The following is a 16,425-nucleotide window of genomic DNA, read 5'->3' on the forward strand; positions in this document are numbered from 1 at the left end:
AGGACGACCAGGCAGTTCTTGGGGTTCATGCGGAAACCGCGTCACGGCGGTCGGGAGCGGCAAGCGTCTCCACGAATCGTGCGATCTCGCGGGTGAATGCGTCGTTGGCGTCACCCGCCACCATGTGGGTGGCGCGCGGCAGCTCCACGTGCTCGGCATGCGGCACCAGACGCAGGAATTCATCGACGTTGTCGCGCGACACCACGTCGCTGCGACCGCCGGACAACAACAGCACCGGCACGCGCACCTTGGCGGCGGCGGCCATCAGGCGCGGCTGGTAACGCTCGCTCTCGCGCACCAGGTCGCCGCCCAGCAGGGCCGGGTCCCAGTGCCAGCGCAAGCGTCCGTCGGCACCTTCGCGCAATAGCGGACGCAACTGGTCGGCGCTCTTGCGCTCGGCCCGATGCGGCAGGTACTTCGCGATCGCCTCGGCCGCTTCGTCGTAGCTGGCGAAGCCATCCGGATGGGCCTGCATGAAGGCCAGGATGCGCTCGACGCCTGCCGTCTCCCAACGCGGGGTGATGTCCACCAGCACCAGCGCGCGGAACGCGTCAGGGTCCACCTCGCCGGCGATCACCAGCCCGAGCAGGCCGCCCATCGATGCACCGACCAGGATCGGCTTGCGCAACTCGGCATGCGCCAGCAGGCGCAGGTCGCCGACGAACTGTTCCATGTGGTAGTCGCCGAGCGGGACGCGGCCGCTCTCGCCATGGCCGCGGCTGTCGAAACTCACGCAGCGGTACCCGGCCTGCGCCAGCGCCGCCGCCGTGCCACGCCAGGCGCCACGCGTCTGGCCAAAGCCATGCGCGAACAACAGCGTGGGCGAACCATCGGGGTTGCGCACCTCGACCGACAGCTCCAGGCCATCGGCCGCGCGGACCTGTTCGACACACTTTTTGATAGGGGGGTGCTGGACCATACGCATGAGTATGTAGGCCTGCCCCGACGCCGTCAATACGCACCGCAAGGCTTGCCGCCCCGCCGAATTTCAATGACTTGCGGGACCGGCGATTACAAAACAGCCAACTAGGGCTACCATACGTTTATGAATGTGAGCGCCAAACCCGAACGCACCCGCCTGTCTGCCGAGGACTGGGAAGACGCCGCCCTCAGGCTGATCGCCGACCAGGGCGTGGGCGCACTGGCCGTCGAGGCCCTTGCCCGCCAGCTCGGCGTCACCAAGGGAAGTTTCTACTGGCATTTCCGCACCCGGGAAGCCTTGCTGCAGGCTGCACTGGAACGCTGGGAGCAGTACGGCGAAAAGGAAGTCATCAGCCAGATCGAGGCCATGCCCGACCCGCGCGCGCGCCTGCCGGAGCTGTTCCGCCGTGTGGCGCACGAACTGGCGCCGCACCGCGTCTACGCCGCCCTGCTCAAGGCGCTGGACCACCCGCAGGTGGTGCCGGTGATGGCCCGCGTGTCGCAGCGGCGCATGGAGTTCCTCACCAACATCTATCGCGAGGCTGGCCTGCCCGCCGACGAAGCACTCAATCGCGCGCGCCTCACCTACGCCGCCTATGTCGGTTTCCTGCAGCTCAATTTCACCCTCGGCCTGCCGCGGATCAGCCATGAGGAGTTCGACGCCTACGTCGAACACATGATCCGCACCCTGACGCCGGCCTAAGCCCTCGTTACATCAAGGTTTTCGACTACAAAAAACGCCACCTTTGGGTGGCGTTTTTTGTGGCTCAACGCCTCTATCAGTCCACTTACAAAAGTGGTCTGCAACCACCTCTCTAACTGCCGGCCAGCGCGGTGTTTTGGGGTGCGCCCAGTTGTCTTTTGCTGCGCTCATCCTTGTCATGCCAGTCAGCGTAAGTTACCGTTTTCACTCTTTTTTGGCCTAAGACCAGAAGTGAGGAACGTGATGTCGAGCAAGCTGGAAGCCCTGCAGCGCTGGGTTGACGAAGTGGCGGCCCTGACCCGCCCTGCCAAGATCCACTGGTGCGATGGCTCCGATGCCGAATACCAGCAGCTGGTCCAGCAGATGTTGCAGTCAGGCGATCTGATCGAGCTCAATCAGGACACCCACCCGGGCTGCTACCTGCACCGCTCGAACCCGTCCGACGTGGCCCGCGTGGAGCACCTCACCTTCGTCTGCACCGAAACCCAGGATGCGGCAGGCCCCAACAACCACTGGATGGCCCCGGCCGAGGCGCACACCAAGATGGATGCGCTGTTCGACGGCTGCATGGAAGGCCGCACCATGTACGTGATCCCCTACTGCATGGGCCCGATCGATTCGCCGCTGGCCCGTTGCGGCGTGGAGATCACCGACAGCCCGTACGTAGTGGTCAACATGCGCACGATGACCCGCATGGGCGCCGCCGCACAGGCTCGCATCGAGCGCGAAGGCCGCTTCGTGAAGGGCCTGCACTCCACCGGCGAGCTGGATCCGGAGCGTCGCTTCATCATGCATTTCCCCGAGGAGCTGACCATCAAGTCGTATGGCTCCGGCTACGGCGGCAACGCGCTGCTGGGCAAGAAGTGCCACGCGCTGCGCATCGCCAGCTACCAGGCCCGTACCGAAGGCTGGCTGGCCGAGCACATGCTGATCGTGGGCATCGAGAACCCCAAGGGCGAAACGCATTACATCGCCGCCGCGTTCCCGTCGGCCTGCGGCAAGACCAATCTCGCCATGCTGATTCCGCCCGAAGGCTATCGCCAGGATGGCTGGAAGGTGTGGACGGTGGGCGACGACATCTGCTGGATGCGTCCGGGTGCGGATGGCCGCCTGTATGCCATCAACCCGGAGGCCGGCTATTTCGGCGTGGCGCCGGGCACCAGCGATGCCACCAACCCGAATGCACTGTCGACCATCGCGCGCGACACCATCTTCACCAACGTGGCCGTCACCGCCGACAACCAGCCGTGGTGGGAAGGCCTGCCCGGCACGCCCGTCACCGACTGGCAGGGTCGCCCGTATGACCCGGCCAATGGCCCGGCCGCACACCCTAACTCGCGCTTCACCGTGAGCGCGAAACAGTGCCCGACCTGGTCGCCGCGCGCCGAGGATGCGCAGGGCGTGCCGATCAGCGCCATCGTGTTCGGTGGCCGCCGTCCGTCGCTGATCCCGCTGGTGTTCGAGGCGAAGGACTGGAAGCACGGCGTGCTGGTCGGTGCCGCGATGGGTTCGGAAACCACCGCCGCCGCCACTGGCGCAGTCGGCGTGCTGCGTCGCGACTCGATGGCTATGAAGCCGTTCGCCGGCTATCACTACGGCGACTACTTCCGTCACTGGCTGTCGTTCGACCAGCCGGGCGCCAAGTTGCCGAAGATCTTCCACGTCAACTGGTTCCGCAAGGGCGAAGACGGCCGCTTCCTGTGGCCGGGCTTCGGCGACAACCTGCGCGTGCTGGAGTGGATGATCGACCGCGTCGATGGCCGCGCCGCCGGCAATGAAACGCCGATCGGCATCCTGCCGGCCAACGGCGAACTCCGCCTCGACGACCTGGCACTGGATCGCGCCACTGTCGATGCCCTGCTCGACGTTGACCACGCGGGCTGGACGGCCGAACTGGCCGCCATCGGCGAGTACCTGGACAGCTTCGGCGAACGCATGCCCGAGCAGTTGCACGTCGAGCAGCAGCGCGTCGCCAAGGCGCTGGACGCGGCCGCCGTCGCCTCCTGATCCACCGGCCCCGCCAGCCACGCGCTGGCGGGGCCATCTTGCAGCACGACCCTTCTAAACCTTGCCGCGCGCGGGCGCATCCAAGCTGGCAAGATGATTGCTGCCTGCCCCGCCACCGGAAACCTGATGCCGCCTGCGCCTGCCGCGGACTCCACCGACACGGACGACGTACGCGCGGCCGCGGCTGGTGACCGGCAAGCGTTCCAGCGGCTGTATCGACTGCATGTGGATCGCGTCTACGGCGCGGTCTACCGCCTGGCCGGCTACGACCATGCCCGCGCCGAGGACCTCACCCAGGATGCCTTCGTGCGCGCCTGGCAGAAGCTTTCCGGCTTTCGCGGCGAAAGCGCCTTCGGCACCTGGCTGTACCGGCTCGCCGTCAACGTCGCGCTGATGGATATCCGTTCACGCGGTGCCGATCCCGTCAACGTGATGGACGAGGACGACATCCCCGATCATGGTGAAACGCCGTTCTGCGCCGCCGAGCGCGACGAACTGGAACGCGCCATCGCCGGCCTGCCGCCGCGTGCACGCGCCGTGCTGGTGCTGCATGACATCGAAGGCTGGAGGCACGAGGAAATCGGCACCGAGCTGGGCATGGCCGTAGGCTCGTCGAAGGCACAGCTGCATCGCGCGCGTGGCCTGCTGCGCAAAGTTTTGGGAGAACGCTCATGAACGAATTCGAATGGCTCCGCCAGACCCGCGCACTGCGCGAACCGGTGTCGCCGCGCCGGGACCTGTGGTCCGGCATCGATGCCGCGCTTGGCCAGGCGGCCAACGGGACCACCGCACCGGCACCACGCCGCGCATCGCATCGCCTGCAGGGCTGGCTGGTCGCGGCAAGTTTCGCGGGACTCTCGCTGTTTGCGGGCAGCCTGGCCGTGCACCTGCGCGAACAGCCCGTCAACGACCAGATGGCAGCAAGCACGACGGGCGCGGCCCGCTGGCACCCCGCCGACCCGCGCCTTGCCGGCGCCGCGGTGGAACTGGACGCAGCCAGCATGGAACTGCACCAGGCCATGGAACAGGCCCCGCACTCACCCGCGCTGCAACGCCTGCTTGAACGCACCCACAAGCAACAGACGCAACTGCAACAGATGGAACACCAGGCTGGTTGAGTCCAGCGGAGCCTTCACATGAAAACCGCACGCATCATTCCACTCCTGCTCAGCCTGTCGATCGGCCAGGCCCTGGCCGACACGCCCATCAACCTCAGCCGCGACGCGGCGCCCAACGTGCACGTCAACATTGGCAACGTGAAGGGCTCGGTCACCATCACCGCCTGGGACCGCAACCAGGTGCAGGTGGCCGGCCGGCTTGGCGACGGCGCCAGGCCGCTGACCATCGATGGCAGCGCCAGCGACATGACCATCAAGGTGCAGTCCCAGGGCAAGTCCGGCTGGTTCAACTGGAACGCCGACACGTCCATGGGCGCGACCACCCTCGACGTCCGCGTGCCCAAGGGCGCCGCGCTGGACGTGGACGTGGTGAGCGCCCCGATCAGCATCGACGGCATCGACGGCGGCAAGATCAAGGTCAACACCGTCAGCGGCCGGGCCCGGGTCAATGCACGCACCCCGCTGGCCGAGATCGACAGCGTCAGCGGCAGCATCGAACTGGCCGGCAGCGCCGATCGCGTCGAACTGCAGACGGTAAGCGGCGACATCCTTGCGCCCAACGTGGGCAGCGACGCCGAGCTGCAGACCGTGTCCGGTCGCATCCGCGTCAACGGCGGGCCGTGGCGCAAGCTCAACCTGAGCACCGTCTCCGGCGACGTGCAGTTGTCCGGCGGGCTGGCCGCGGGGGGTACTTTCGATGTCGACAGCATGAGCGGCGACGTGCAGGTGCAGATGCCTTCCACTCTCTCGGCGGCCATCCACGCCAGCACCTTCAGCGGCGACCTACGCAGCGACTTCGGCGCGGTGTCGAAGGTGGAGCGCGGCCCCGGCAGCGAGCTGCGAGCGACAGCAGGCGCGGGCAACGGCAAGGTCAACATCGAAACCTTCAGCGGCGACCTGCGCATCCGCCAGCAGGACTGAAACCGACCTCAGGCACCAACGAAAACGCCGGGCGATGCCCGGCGTTCTGCTGTCTGGCGCAGCGCTTACAGATCCTGGTGATATTGCACGTAAGGCGTGCGGGACTGGTCGGGCTCGGGTCCCACCGGGGTATTCAGTCCATTGCCCGAGGTCCACACATTCTGCGCACCGATGCTCAGCTGGCCTTGCCATGGCAGGCGCCAGGTCACCCCGAGGTCGATACTGCTCCAGCGGCGGTCGGGGCTGTAACCACTACCCGGCAAGCCCGCTTCCGGCTGCATGGTGCGGCCGACGATGCTGCCGCTCAGCGCGCCACGATCAACGCCGAAGCTCAACGCCTTCTGGTCGAGCGTGCTGATGCCCAGCAGATTGCCCGGCAACAGCCGCACGCGCCCCACGCTGGCGCCAAGGTCGATGCCGCTCTTGTTGTCGAGCGCAAGCCGGCCGTTGGCATTGACCTGGGTGCTGCTGTCGAAGCCTGGCAAGCCGTTCACGCCAGGCATCGCGCCCGGCAGCAGGCGCGGCAGCGTGGCATTGTTGCCAGGCACGCTGTCGGTGCCGACGCTCAGGCCCACGCTGTAGCGACCCGCGTTGTAGGTGGCCCCCACTTCGCTGCCGACCACGCGTGGCGCCTGGTTGTTCGCCCAATTGTGCTCGGTGACCCCGACATGCGCCTGCAGGTTCGGGCCCATGCCGTATTGGATGGTGCTGGAAAGCACCGTGGCGGCATCGACGGCGCGGAACTGCAGTGGCGCATCGGCGCGCTGCGCGGCCGTGAGGCTGTCATCGTTGGCCTGCAAGGCAAGCCAATGGCCATCCGCCCCACGCCACAGCGGGACTGCGACACCAGGTGCCACCTGCGCAATCTCGTCGGGCTGCTGCAGGAGCATGCGACTGGCGGCGTCGTAGGAATCATTGGCCGCAGTCTGCCCTGCCGCGATAAACGGCATGCACAGCAATGGCAATGACAGCAACAGACGACGCATGTACGCGAAAACCCCCGCGGTACGTGAGCAGGAAAGGTCGCCCCCTCCCAGAGACGATTGCGGTTCACGATACCACGTTTTACTTTTTACTAACACCCTGGCCACGTCCCAAAATCGGTGTCCAGGACCCTGGAATCACATTTTTTTGACATCCCGAAAGGCCAAGGGTTCCCTCTTCAGTGAATCGGCCAGCGACAAAGCTGAACGGAGGCGCTATATAGTCCGCCTTGTCGACAACGCACGGATCCGCTGCGACCGATGACCTCGCCGTTTACCAGCAGTACGCCAGCGCCCTGGCCTGCAGGCAGCAACGTTGCTGCCCTGCACGCCGCCGTGGAACGCCTGTTCCGCGCGACGGATGCTGCCAGCGTGTTGGAGATCTGCGAGGGCATGCTGGTCGAGCTGGGCGTGCGCGGGCGCCTGCACTGGCGGTTGCTGGGCGATCCTCCGCCCGCGCACGGGGAGCGCTGCCTGGATCTCGCCGAGGATCCGCAGGGCCTGCGCTCGCTGGTGCTGGAACTGGCGGAGCTGGCGATACCGGCCAATGTGCAGGATCACCTGGCCTGGCTGGGCCGCCTGGCGGCCACGCGCCTGCGCCAGCTGGCGGAGACCTCCCGCCTGTACGAGGCGATCTCGCGCCTGGCGCTGGCCGAACGCCTGCAGCGCGCGCTCTACGCCATCGCCGACCAGGCGAGCGCCGAGCACAACATGACCGAGATGATGCATCAGCTGCACGCCATCCTTGGCAGCCTGATGTACGCCGAGAACTTCTACATCGCGCTGTACGACGCCGCCACCGACACGGTGCGCTTCCCGTACTACGTCGACACCATGGACAAGGACCCACCGCTGCCCGACGCGGCGGTGCCGCTGCAGGAGATGCGCCACAGCCTCACCTGGAACCTGCTGCAGTGCGGTCAGGCCATCATGGGCTCGGTGGCCGAGCTCACCGAGCAGTTCAAGGGCCGTTTCGTGCTGATGGGCCCCATCTGCGAGCACTGGCTGGGCGTGCCGCTGCTCCGCGACGGTCGCGTGGTGGGCGGCATCGTGATGCAGAGCTATCGCGAGGACACCCACTACACGCAGCATGATCGCGAGCTGCTCAGCTACGTGGCCAAGCACGTGCAGACCGCGCTGGAACGGCGCGAGGCGCACGAGGAGCTGGAGCGTCGCGTATCCAGCCGCACCGCGGCCCTGCGCGAGGCCAACCGCGTGCTGCGCCAGCAGGTGCTGCAGCGCCAGCGTGGCGAGCGCCTGCAGGCGGCGCTGTTCCGCATCGCCGAGCTGGCCAATGCCTCGGAGAGCCTGGACAACTTCTACGCCGCGGTGCATCGCGTGATCGGCGGCCTGCTGTACGCGCGGAACTTCTACATCGCGCTGCTCGACGAAGAGCAAAAGACGCTGAGCTTTCCCTATTCCGTCGACGAGTTCGACACCGTGCGCCTTCCGCGTGCGCATGGCCGCGGCGTCACCGAATACGTGCTGCGCCATGGCAAGCCGCTGCTGGCCGACCCGGAGGAGTTCGAACGCCTGCAGGGCCAGGGCGAGCTGACCCACCGCGGCTCACGCTCGGTCTGCTGGCTGGGCGTGCCACTGATCTGGGGCGACCGCGCCATGGGCGTACTGGCCGTGCAGAGCTATTCGCCCGAGCACACCTACGACGTGCGCGACCAGGAGCTGCTGACCTTCGTGGGTTACCACGTGGCCAATGCACTGCAGCGCAAGCACACCACCGAATCGTTGAAGCAGGCTTACGCCAGCCTGGAGCGCCGCGTCACCGAGCGTACCCGCGCGCTGGCCCTGGCCAACCGCGACCTGCGCGAGCAGATCGCCGAGCGCGAGCGCGTCGAGCGCCGCCTGAAGTACGAAACCCTGCACGACTCGCTCACTGGCCTGCCCAACCGCACGCTGCTGCTGCAGCGGCTGGAGCAGGCCCTGCAGCGCTACCACGGCGACACGCAGGAACTGTTCGCCGTGTTGTTCATCGACCTGGACCGCTTCAAGGTCATCAATGACTCGGTGGGCCATCTGGTCGGCGATGACCTGCTGTTCCAGGTCGGCGGCCGCATCCGCGCCTGCCTGAAGACGCGCGACGTGGTGGCGCGCCTGGGCGGCGACGAGTTCGCCGTGCTGGCCGAGGGCATCACCGACCCCAAGATGGCGCTGCTGATCGCGGAGCGCATCATCGACGAGCTGCAAACGCCGTTCCGCCTGGGCGCCAAGGAGATCTTCACCTCCGCATCCATCGGCATCGCCTTGCCCAGCCCGCACTACCAACGTCCGGAAGAACTGCTGCGCGATGCCGATGCGGCGATGTATCGCGCCAAGGACGAGGGCCGCCATCGCGCCGCGGTATTCGACGACCGCCTGCGCCGCGAGGCGCTGTCGCTGCTGGAAATGGAAGGCGACCTGCGCCGCGCACTGGGTCGCAACGAGTTCGTGCCCTTCTACCAGCCCATCGTCGCGCTGCAGACCGGCCGCACCGTGGGCTACGAGGCGCTGCTGCGCTGGCGCCACCCGGACCGCGGCCTGTTGACGCCGGCCGACTTCCTGGCGGTGGCCGAGGAAAGCGGGTGTGCCGAGAGCATCGACTGGCAGCTCTTCGACCAGGTCTGCGCCCAGGCCGAGGCCCTGGCCGGCGGCGACGGTTTCGTCAGCATCAACGTGTCCGGCCGCCATTTCCGCCAGCCCGATCTGGACAAGCGCCTGCTCGACCTGATCGAAGCGCATCGCCTCCCCGCCCGCTGCCTGCGCATCGAAGTGACCGAGCGCGCGCTGCTGGAGAACGCGATCCAGGTGAAGCGGATGCTCGACAACCTGCGCACGCACGGGGTCAGCATTGCCCTGGACGATTTCGGCACGGGCTATTCGTCGCTGAGCTATCTGCACCAGTACCCGATCGAGACGCTGAAGATCGACCGCTCCTTCATCGTGGAGCTGCCGCGCGAGGGCGGCCACGGCGCAGCCGTGGTGCGGGCGATCCAGGCCCTGGCCAATTCACTGCAGATGCAGGTGATCGCCGAAGGCATCGAGGACGAGGAGCAGCGCCAGGCCCTGCTGCGCATCGGCTGCCGCTACGGGCAGGGTTTCCTGTTCGCCACGCCGAAGATGGCCGAGGTTTGGCTGCAGCGCGAGCATCACTTCGCGCTGCCCTAGTCCATTCCCGGCCCCGCCGGCAGGTAGGCTCCCACACAGAGGGAAACCAAAGAAAACGGGCCGCAAGCGGCCCGTTTCTGCATGCCGAGGCAGCCGGACTATTGCGCCGTCGTCGGCGCGCTGGCTTGCGGACTCGCGCTAAGCAGGTGCTCGGCGTCGATGCGGTCGAAGGTGTAACGCTGCGCGCAGAACTCGCAGATCACCTCGATCTCGCCGTCGCGAGCCTCCAGCGCCGCCTCCACTTCGTTACGCCCCAGCGAACGCAGCACGTTCTCCACGCGTTCGCGCGTGCAGCTGCAGCCGAACGACAGCGGGCGCGGCTCGAACAGGCGCACCGACTCCTCATGGTACAGGCGGTACAGCAACTGCTCCGGCGGCGTGGCCAGCAGTTCCTCCTTGCCCAGCGTGGCGGTGAGATGCTGGATGCGGGTCCAGGCGTCCTCGTCTTCCACGGCATCGTGGCCACCTTCGTCAGGCAGCTTCTGCAGCATCAGGCCAACCGCATGCTCGCCATCGGCCGCCAGCAGGATGCGCGCCGGCAACTGCTCGGACTGGCCAAAATAGTTCTCCAGCGCGGACGCCAGGTCCGGATGCTGCAGGTCGACCAGGCCCTGGTAACGCTGGCCACGCTCGGCGTGGCCGATGGTGATAGCCATGATGGCGTTGGGCATCTCGGCCAGGTTGAGCGTCTCCGGCAGCGGGTCCGACCAGCGCGCGAGGCCGCGCAGGCGCCCCTGGTCGGTGCACTCGGCGAACAGCAGCCGCAGCGGACCGACGCTCTTGAGCTCCACCGAGAGCGCGCCCTCCAGCTTGATGTTACCGGTCAGCAATGCGCTGGCGGCCAAGGTCTGGCCCAGCACCGAACGCAGAATGCCTGGATAGGCCGAACGCCCGGCGACCTCGCGCCAGGCCGGGCCGAGCCGGACCAGCACGCCGCGCACGCCGGCGCGTTCGAGCATGAAGCGGTGCAGCACATCTTCAACAAGCACGGTTTCCACGGATCGGACCTCTCAAGAGCAATTACCTCATATGGGGTCGTCCTCGCCGGGGCTCAACGACCAGCGTCCGGACAGGTGGGCGACCCTATACTGCCGCCATCCCCGTCCAAGCGCCGCCATGACCACCCCCCGCCCGCCGTTCGTCCGACTGCTTCGCCTGTTCATCCTGCTCGCGGTTTCCTGGCTGGTCCTGACCTGGCTGGCGGTGCTGGTGCTGCGTTTCGTACCGCCGGTGACCTCGGCGGTGATGGTGGAGCGCAGGATCGGTGCGCTGCTCCACGGCGAGAAGGACTTCCACCTGCAGCATCGCTGGGTGCCGTGGGAACAGGTTTCGCCCTTCGTGCCGCTGGCGATGGTGGCCGGTGAGGACCAGAAATTCCCGTTCCACCACGGTTTCGACTTCGATTCGATCCACAACGCGATGGATGCCGCCGATGAGGGCAAGCGTCTGCGCGGCGCCAGCACCCTCAGCCAGCAGACGGCCAAGAACCTGTTCCTGTGGAACGGCCGTAGCTTCGTGCGGAAAGGGCTGGAAGCCTATTTCACCGTGCTGATCGAACTGACCTGGCCCAAGCAGCGCATCCTCGAGGTCTACATGAACATCGCGGAACTGGGCGACGGCATCTATGGCGTCGGTGCAGCCAGCGACGCGTTCTTCCACGTACCGCCGTACCGCCTGAGCGCGCCGCAGGCCGCGCGCCTGGCAGCCGTCCTGCCCAGCCCCCGCCGATTCCACGCCGACCACCCCAGCGCCTACGTGGAGAGCCGCGCCAACTGGATCCTGCGGCAAATGTCCCAGCTGGGCGGACCGGCCTACCTGCAAAGCCACACACCGCCACGCGACACAGTGCGACGCTGATCCTCGCGGCGTCGCGGCCCATGCACTAGCATGCGGCGACCTTCCGGGGAAACAACTGCTGCCCATGCCTCGCCTGACCGTCGTCGTGCCTGCCTACAACGAAGTTGCGGTGCTGGAGACCTTCCACGCCCGGCTTACCCAGGTCATGGGCCCCCTGCCATTGGAATGGAACGTGCTGTACGTCGATGACGGCAGCCGCGACGCCACCTGGGCACTGATCGAGGAACTGGTGGCGCGCGATCCGCGCACCACGGCGCTCAAGCTCTCGCGCAATTTCGGCAAGGAGGCCGCCCTCACCGCGGGGCTCGACCATGTCGACGCCGATGCCGCCGTGGTGATCGACGCCGACCTGCAGGATCCGCCCGAACTGATCCCCACCCTGATCGAGCGATGGCAGGAGGGATTCGACGTGGTCTACGCGACGCGCACTGCGCGCGCCGGCGAGACGCGCCTCAAGCGCCTCACGGCCGCCCTGTTCTACCGCAGCATGGAGCAGCTTTCCGACACCCGCGTGCCGCGCGATACTGGTGACTTCCGCCTGCTTTCCCGCCGCGCGCTTGACGCCCTGCGTCAGCTGCGCGAGCGCCAGCGCTTCATGAAGGGCCTGTTCACCTGGATCGGCTACCGCCAGACCGCCGTCTACTACCTGCGTGAGCCACGCCAGGCGGGCACCACCAAGTGGAATTACTGGCGCCTGATCAACCTGGCCATCGAGGGCATCACCTCGTTCTCCAATGCGCCCCTGAAGCTGGCCACCTGGATCGGCATCCTGTCATCCATCGCGGCTTTCCTGTTCGCCTTGTGGACTTTCGGCAAGGCCATCGTGTTCGGCAACCCGGTGCACGGTTACCCCTCGCTGATGGTGGTGATCCTGTTCCTCGGCGGCATCCAGCTGCTGGCCCTGGGCGTGATCGGCGAGTACCTCGGGCGCAGCTACACCGAAAGCAAGCAGCGGCCGCTGTATTTCGTCGAGGAGCAGCGGCCGCCTCGCCCCAGGGCGCCGTAAAGCCGGTTCAAAATCCCGTTCTACCGCCGCATGCCATGCAGGCTCGTGGTTGTCGTTCCGGCGAAGGCCGTGATGACTGCTTCGTCCGACGCGGCTTCTCGACGATTTTGAACAAGCCCCGGACCCGGATCATCGCAGCGCTTCACATCCGCCCAACACTGTGCGCGCGTGGCGGCGCTAGACTTCGGCCATGTGGCCGGTTCGCGGCCCCTGGGAGGTTCAAGCATGCGCCAGGTCAAGCATTTGCTGGAAGGCAAGGGCAACGACATCTTCAGCATCGCACCGGACGCGCCCGTACTCGAAGCGATCAAGCACATGGCAGAGCACCGCGTCGGCGCCCTGCTGGTGATGCGCGGCGAACGGTTGGTAGGCATCGTCTCCGAGCGTGACTACGCACGGAAGGTGATCCTGCAGGGCCGCTCCTCCGCCCAGACCGCCGTCTCGGAGATCATGAGCAGCCCGCCCCTCACGGTGGGGCCCGACACCGACGTGTTCGACTGCATGCGCCTGTGCACCGACAGCCGCATCCGCCACCTGCCGGTGGTAACGGGCGAGCGCGTGGTGGGCGTGATCTCGATCGGCGACCTGGTGAAGGAAGTGATCGACGCCCAGGCCGAACAGATCGAGCAGTTGCAGCGCTACATCACCAGCTGAGCCCGTCGTTTCAGGCCTGCGCGGCGCTTGCCCGGGTGGACTCGCCGGCCGGGCCGGACTGCTCGGGCGCCAGGTCAGGCGAGCGGCCCGCGCGCGCAGCCACCCAGGTGGCCAGCATCGAGACGCCCACGCCGATCGAGGCCATGCCCGCCACGGCGACACCAGCCTTACCCAGCAGGGTGACGCCACTGGTGACCAGCACGTCGCCGAAGCGCCAGATCGCCGTCTCGACGAAATTCTTGCCCTTGTAGCGAGTCTCGCGGGGCACGCGCGTATAGAGCGCATCTGCCGAAGGCTTGGTCATGCCGTAGGCGAAACCCCGCGTGCCGACCATCATCAGCGAAAGCATCGGCACCATCACCCCGAGCACCATCACGTTGCCCACGCCGAACAGCGCCACCAGGACCAGTAGCACCAGGTTCACCAGCGAAGGCACCACCAGGCCCCAGCCGGCGCCCTTGCGCATCAGCAGCCAGCGGGTGAACGTCAGCTGCAGCACCGCTCCCAGTACATTGGTGGCCAGGTCCAGGTCGTTGTAGAAGGCCGTGCGCGCGATCTTGTCGGTGAGGTGCACCTTGGCGTAGTCGGCAATCAGCGCGTAGGCCAGCGTGCCGATGCCGTCGCCCAGCACCATCAGGATAGCCATGTAGCGCAGGAACGGGCGCGTCCACAATTCCTTGATGCCGGCCCAAAGCGAGCCGCCGATGGCATCTTCGCTCCGGTCCGCGGTGCGGCAATCGTGCCGCTCGGACAGCAACAGCAGCAGTACCAGCGCCACCAGCAGCCCTGCCGCCGACACCATCAGCAGTGGCGCCACGCCGATGGCCTGTACCAGCAGCTTGGTCACCAGCGGCCCGAACACCGCGCCGGCCATGCCGCCCAGTGCGATCAGGGGAAACACGCGACGCGCCTGCCCGCTGTCGAAGATGTCCGCCATGAAACTCCAGAACAGCGACACCACGAACAGGTTGAACACGCTGGCCCAGATGAAAAAGACCACGCCCAGCTCTCGCGCGCCAATGCGCTCCTGCGCCACGAACGCCGGCACGAAGGCCAGCAAGCCGAGAATGAAGAAGCTGTAGCACCAGGCCAGCAGGCGCTTGCGCGAAAAGTGGGCGACCAATGCGCCGAAGGCCGGCGTCAGCAGCAGCATCACCACGAATGTACTGCCGTAGAACAACGGCAGCGATTGCGAGCCCACCGCGCCGCTGAGCTGGTCGCGCACGGGACGGATGATGTAGTAGGCCGTCATCACGAAGAAGAAGGCCAGGGCCGACAGGGTCGAGGCGAGGCCTTCGTTCGCTGCGGCGGTTCGGGAGGCGTTCACTGGTGTTTCCAGCGGGGGACGTGCAAAGACTACCATGCAGGCGTGACAGTCATGGACCAGGGGACAACGTGACGTACGACTTCATCATCGTGGGCGCCGGTTCGGCCGGCTGCGTGCTGGCCAATCGCCTCAGCGCCGACCCGGGCAAACGCGTGCTGCTGCTGGAGGCCGGCCCGCGCGACTGGAATCCGCTCATCCACATGCCTGCGGGCATTGCGCGCCTGGCCAACAACCGCCGCGTCAACTGGGGCTACCGCACCGAGCCCGAGGCGCAACTGCAGGGTCGCACGCTGTGGTGGCCGCGCGGCAAGACGCTGGGCGGCTCCAGCGCGATCAACGCGATGTGCTACATCCGCGGCGTGGCCGGCGACTACGATCGCTGGGCACAGGCCACCGGCGACGCGCGCTGGTCGTGGTCGCAGGTGCTGCCCTGGTTCCTCCGCAGCGAAGACAACAGCCGCGGCGCGAGCGCGCTGCATGGGGCCGGTGGTCTGCTCGGCGTCAGCGACCTGCGCTACCACAACGAACTGTCCGATGCCTTCATCGATGGCGCGACGAGCGCGGGCTTCGAGCGCAACGGCGATTTCAACGGTGCGCAGCAGGCCGGCTTTGGCCTGTACCAGGTCACGCAACGCGGAGGCCGGCGCTGCTCCACCGCTGTCGCCTACCTGCGTCCGGCCCGGGAACGCGCCAACCTGGAGGTGCGCACGGGCGCGGCCGTGGCCAACGTGGTCATTCGCGCGGGTCGCGCGGTGGGCGTCCAATTGCTGGGCAGCCGCACGACGATCGAAGCCGGTGAGGTGATCCTCGCCGGTGGCGCGGTGAACACTCCGCAGCTGCTGATGCTTTCCGGCGTGGGTCCGGCCGACCATCTGCGCGAACACGGCATCGCGGTGGCAGCCGACCATTCCGAGGTGGGCGCCAACCTGCAGGACCACCTGGACATCTGCACGCTCGACGGCAGCACGCGCAAGATCACCTACGACCACCTCAACGAGCTGGCCGCGGGCTGGCGCTTCCTGCGCCACCGCGATGGACCGGGCAGCTCCAACGTGGCCGAAGCCGGCGGCTTCGTGCGCAGCCGCCTGGCCACCGACGAGCGCTGCGACCTGCAATTCCACTTCGTGCCCGCCCTGCTCGACGACCACGGCCGCCATCGCCTGCCCGGCCATGGCTACACCGTGCATGCCTGCTACCTGCATCCGCACAGCCGCGGACAGCTGCGCCTGCGCTCGGCCGATCCGGCGCAACCGATCGCCATCCACGCCCACTACCTGGGCGATGCGGAAGGCCACGACCTCGCGCGCATGATCGAGGCCGCCCGCCTGTCGCGCGAGATTCTCGACCAGCCCGCCTTCGCCCCCTATCGCGGGGCGCCGGTCTTTCCCGAACAGCGACTGGCCAGCGATGCCGATTACGCCGCGTTCATCCGCCGCAAGGCGGAAACCATCTACCACCCGGCCGGCACCTGCCGCATGGGCAACGATGCATCGGCGCCGCTGGACAGCGAACTGCGCCTGCGCGGCGTGGATGGCCTGCGCGTGGTGGACGCCTCGGTGATGCCCAGCCTGCCCAGCGGCAATACCAATGCACCGGTGATCATGATCGCCGAGCGCGCCAGCGCACTGATCCTGAACGAAACTTCGCCCACCGCGGACCGGTCATAGGCCCTCGCGGCCTGCCCCTGCCCCTTCGCGAGGATTTTCCGGCCCGACTGGAGTACCCTCGCGCGGGCGTCATGGAAGGACCCGGCCCGCACTCCCAAGCCC

General features: G+C 67.2%; 14 protein-coding genes. 10 read left to right on the forward strand and 4 right to left on the reverse strand.

The features are described 5' to 3' along the window. Positions 1-25: 25 nt before the first annotated feature. On the reverse strand, positions 26-919 hold the full coding sequence (locus tag DVU99_RS12280; RefSeq protein WP_114240501.1) for an alpha/beta fold hydrolase: 894 nt from the start codon (positions 917-919) through the stop codon (positions 26-28). Positions 920-1,045: 126 nt separating this feature from the next. Between DVU99_RS12280 and DVU99_RS12285 the strand changes: the two genes are divergently transcribed. The 5 genes from DVU99_RS12285 to DVU99_RS12305 all read left to right on the forward strand — a co-directional run bounded on the left by DVU99_RS12285 (position 1,046) and on the right by DVU99_RS12305 (position 5,670). Continuing rightward, positions 1,046-1,624: a TetR/AcrR family transcriptional regulator gene (locus tag DVU99_RS12285; RefSeq protein ID WP_114240502.1), complete on the forward strand. Its 579-nt coding sequence runs from the start codon at positions 1,046-1,048 to the stop codon at positions 1,622-1,624. Positions 1,625-1,867: 243 nt separating this feature from the next. Beyond that, positions 1,868-3,631, forward strand: coding sequence for a phosphoenolpyruvate carboxykinase (GTP) (locus tag DVU99_RS12290; protein ID WP_114240503.1), 1,764 nt, complete (start codon positions 1,868-1,870; stop codon positions 3,629-3,631). A gap of 126 nt (positions 3,632-3,757) precedes the next feature. Beyond that, entirely contained in the window at positions 3,758-4,306 is a 549-nt protein-coding gene (locus DVU99_RS12295) for an RNA polymerase sigma factor (RefSeq protein ID WP_114240504.1), read from the forward strand. Then, the gene (locus DVU99_RS12300; protein WP_114240505.1) at positions 4,303-4,749 is read left to right on the forward strand and encodes a hypothetical protein; all 447 of its coding nucleotides are present in this window, start codon (positions 4,303-4,305) and stop codon (positions 4,747-4,749) included. Before DVU99_RS12295 ends, DVU99_RS12300 begins: the two co-directional genes overlap by 4 nt. Before the next feature lie 18 nt (positions 4,750-4,767). Further along, the gene (locus DVU99_RS12305) at positions 4,768-5,670 is read left to right on the forward strand and encodes a DUF4097 family beta strand repeat-containing protein (RefSeq protein WP_114240506.1); all 903 of its coding nucleotides are present in this window, start codon (positions 4,768-4,770) and stop codon (positions 5,668-5,670) included. A gap of 65 nt (positions 5,671-5,735) precedes the next feature. Here the strand turns inward: DVU99_RS12305 and DVU99_RS12310 are convergent, their stop codons facing one another. Further along, a complete protein-coding gene (locus DVU99_RS12310; protein ID WP_114240507.1) occupies positions 5,736-6,656 on the reverse strand; it encodes a hypothetical protein in 921 nt (306 codons plus the stop codon). Positions 6,657-6,914: 258 nt separating this feature from the next. On the opposite strand from DVU99_RS12310, the gene DVU99_RS12315 reads away from it, so the two are divergent. Further along, entirely contained in the window at positions 6,915-9,812 is a 2,898-nt protein-coding gene (locus tag DVU99_RS12315) for an EAL domain-containing protein (protein ID WP_114240508.1), read from the forward strand. Between the two features lie 98 nt (positions 9,813-9,910). Here DVU99_RS12315 and DVU99_RS12320 read toward each other — a convergent pair whose 3' ends face one another. After that, positions 9,911-10,810, reverse strand: a complete 900-nt coding sequence (locus DVU99_RS12320) for an Hsp33 family molecular chaperone HslO (protein ID WP_114240509.1) — start codon at positions 10,808-10,810, stop codon at positions 9,911-9,913. A 118-nt stretch (positions 10,811-10,928) separates the two neighbouring features. Here DVU99_RS12320 and mtgA point away from each other — a divergent pair, with 118 nt between their 5' ends. The 3 genes from mtgA (at position 10,929) to DVU99_RS12335 (ending at position 13,329) form a co-directional block, all read left to right on the forward strand. Further along, the gene (mtgA, locus tag DVU99_RS12325) at positions 10,929-11,669 is read left to right on the forward strand and encodes a monofunctional biosynthetic peptidoglycan transglycosylase (protein WP_114240510.1); all 741 of its coding nucleotides are present in this window, start codon (positions 10,929-10,931) and stop codon (positions 11,667-11,669) included. A gap of 64 nt (positions 11,670-11,733) precedes the next feature. Then, entirely contained in the window at positions 11,734-12,675 is a 942-nt protein-coding gene (locus DVU99_RS12330) for a glycosyltransferase family 2 protein (RefSeq protein ID WP_198670296.1), read from the forward strand. Positions 12,676-12,900: 225 nt separating this feature from the next. Next, positions 12,901-13,329 carry a CBS domain-containing protein gene (locus DVU99_RS12335; protein WP_114240512.1) on the forward strand — a complete coding sequence of 143 codons (429 nt, stop codon included), beginning with the start codon at positions 12,901-12,903 and terminating at the stop codon, positions 13,327-13,329. Positions 13,330-13,339: 10 nt separating this feature from the next. On the opposite strand, the gene DVU99_RS12340 is transcribed toward DVU99_RS12335, so the two are convergent. Next, a complete protein-coding gene (locus DVU99_RS12340; RefSeq protein WP_232823585.1) occupies positions 13,340-14,656 on the reverse strand; it encodes an NTP/NDP exchange transporter in 1,317 nt (438 codons plus the stop codon). A gap of 68 nt (positions 14,657-14,724) precedes the next feature. Here DVU99_RS12340 and DVU99_RS12345 point away from each other — a divergent pair, with 68 nt between their 5' ends. Continuing rightward, a complete protein-coding gene (locus tag DVU99_RS12345) occupies positions 14,725-16,323 on the forward strand; it encodes a GMC family oxidoreductase (RefSeq protein WP_114240514.1) in 1,599 nt (532 codons plus the stop codon). The last annotated feature ends 102 nt before the right edge of the window (positions 16,324-16,425 follow it).

It is taken from the genome of Dyella sp. C9 (assembly GCF_003332825.1).
In the GTDB taxonomy this organism is placed as follows: Bacteria; Pseudomonadota; Gammaproteobacteria; order Xanthomonadales; family Rhodanobacteraceae; genus Dyella.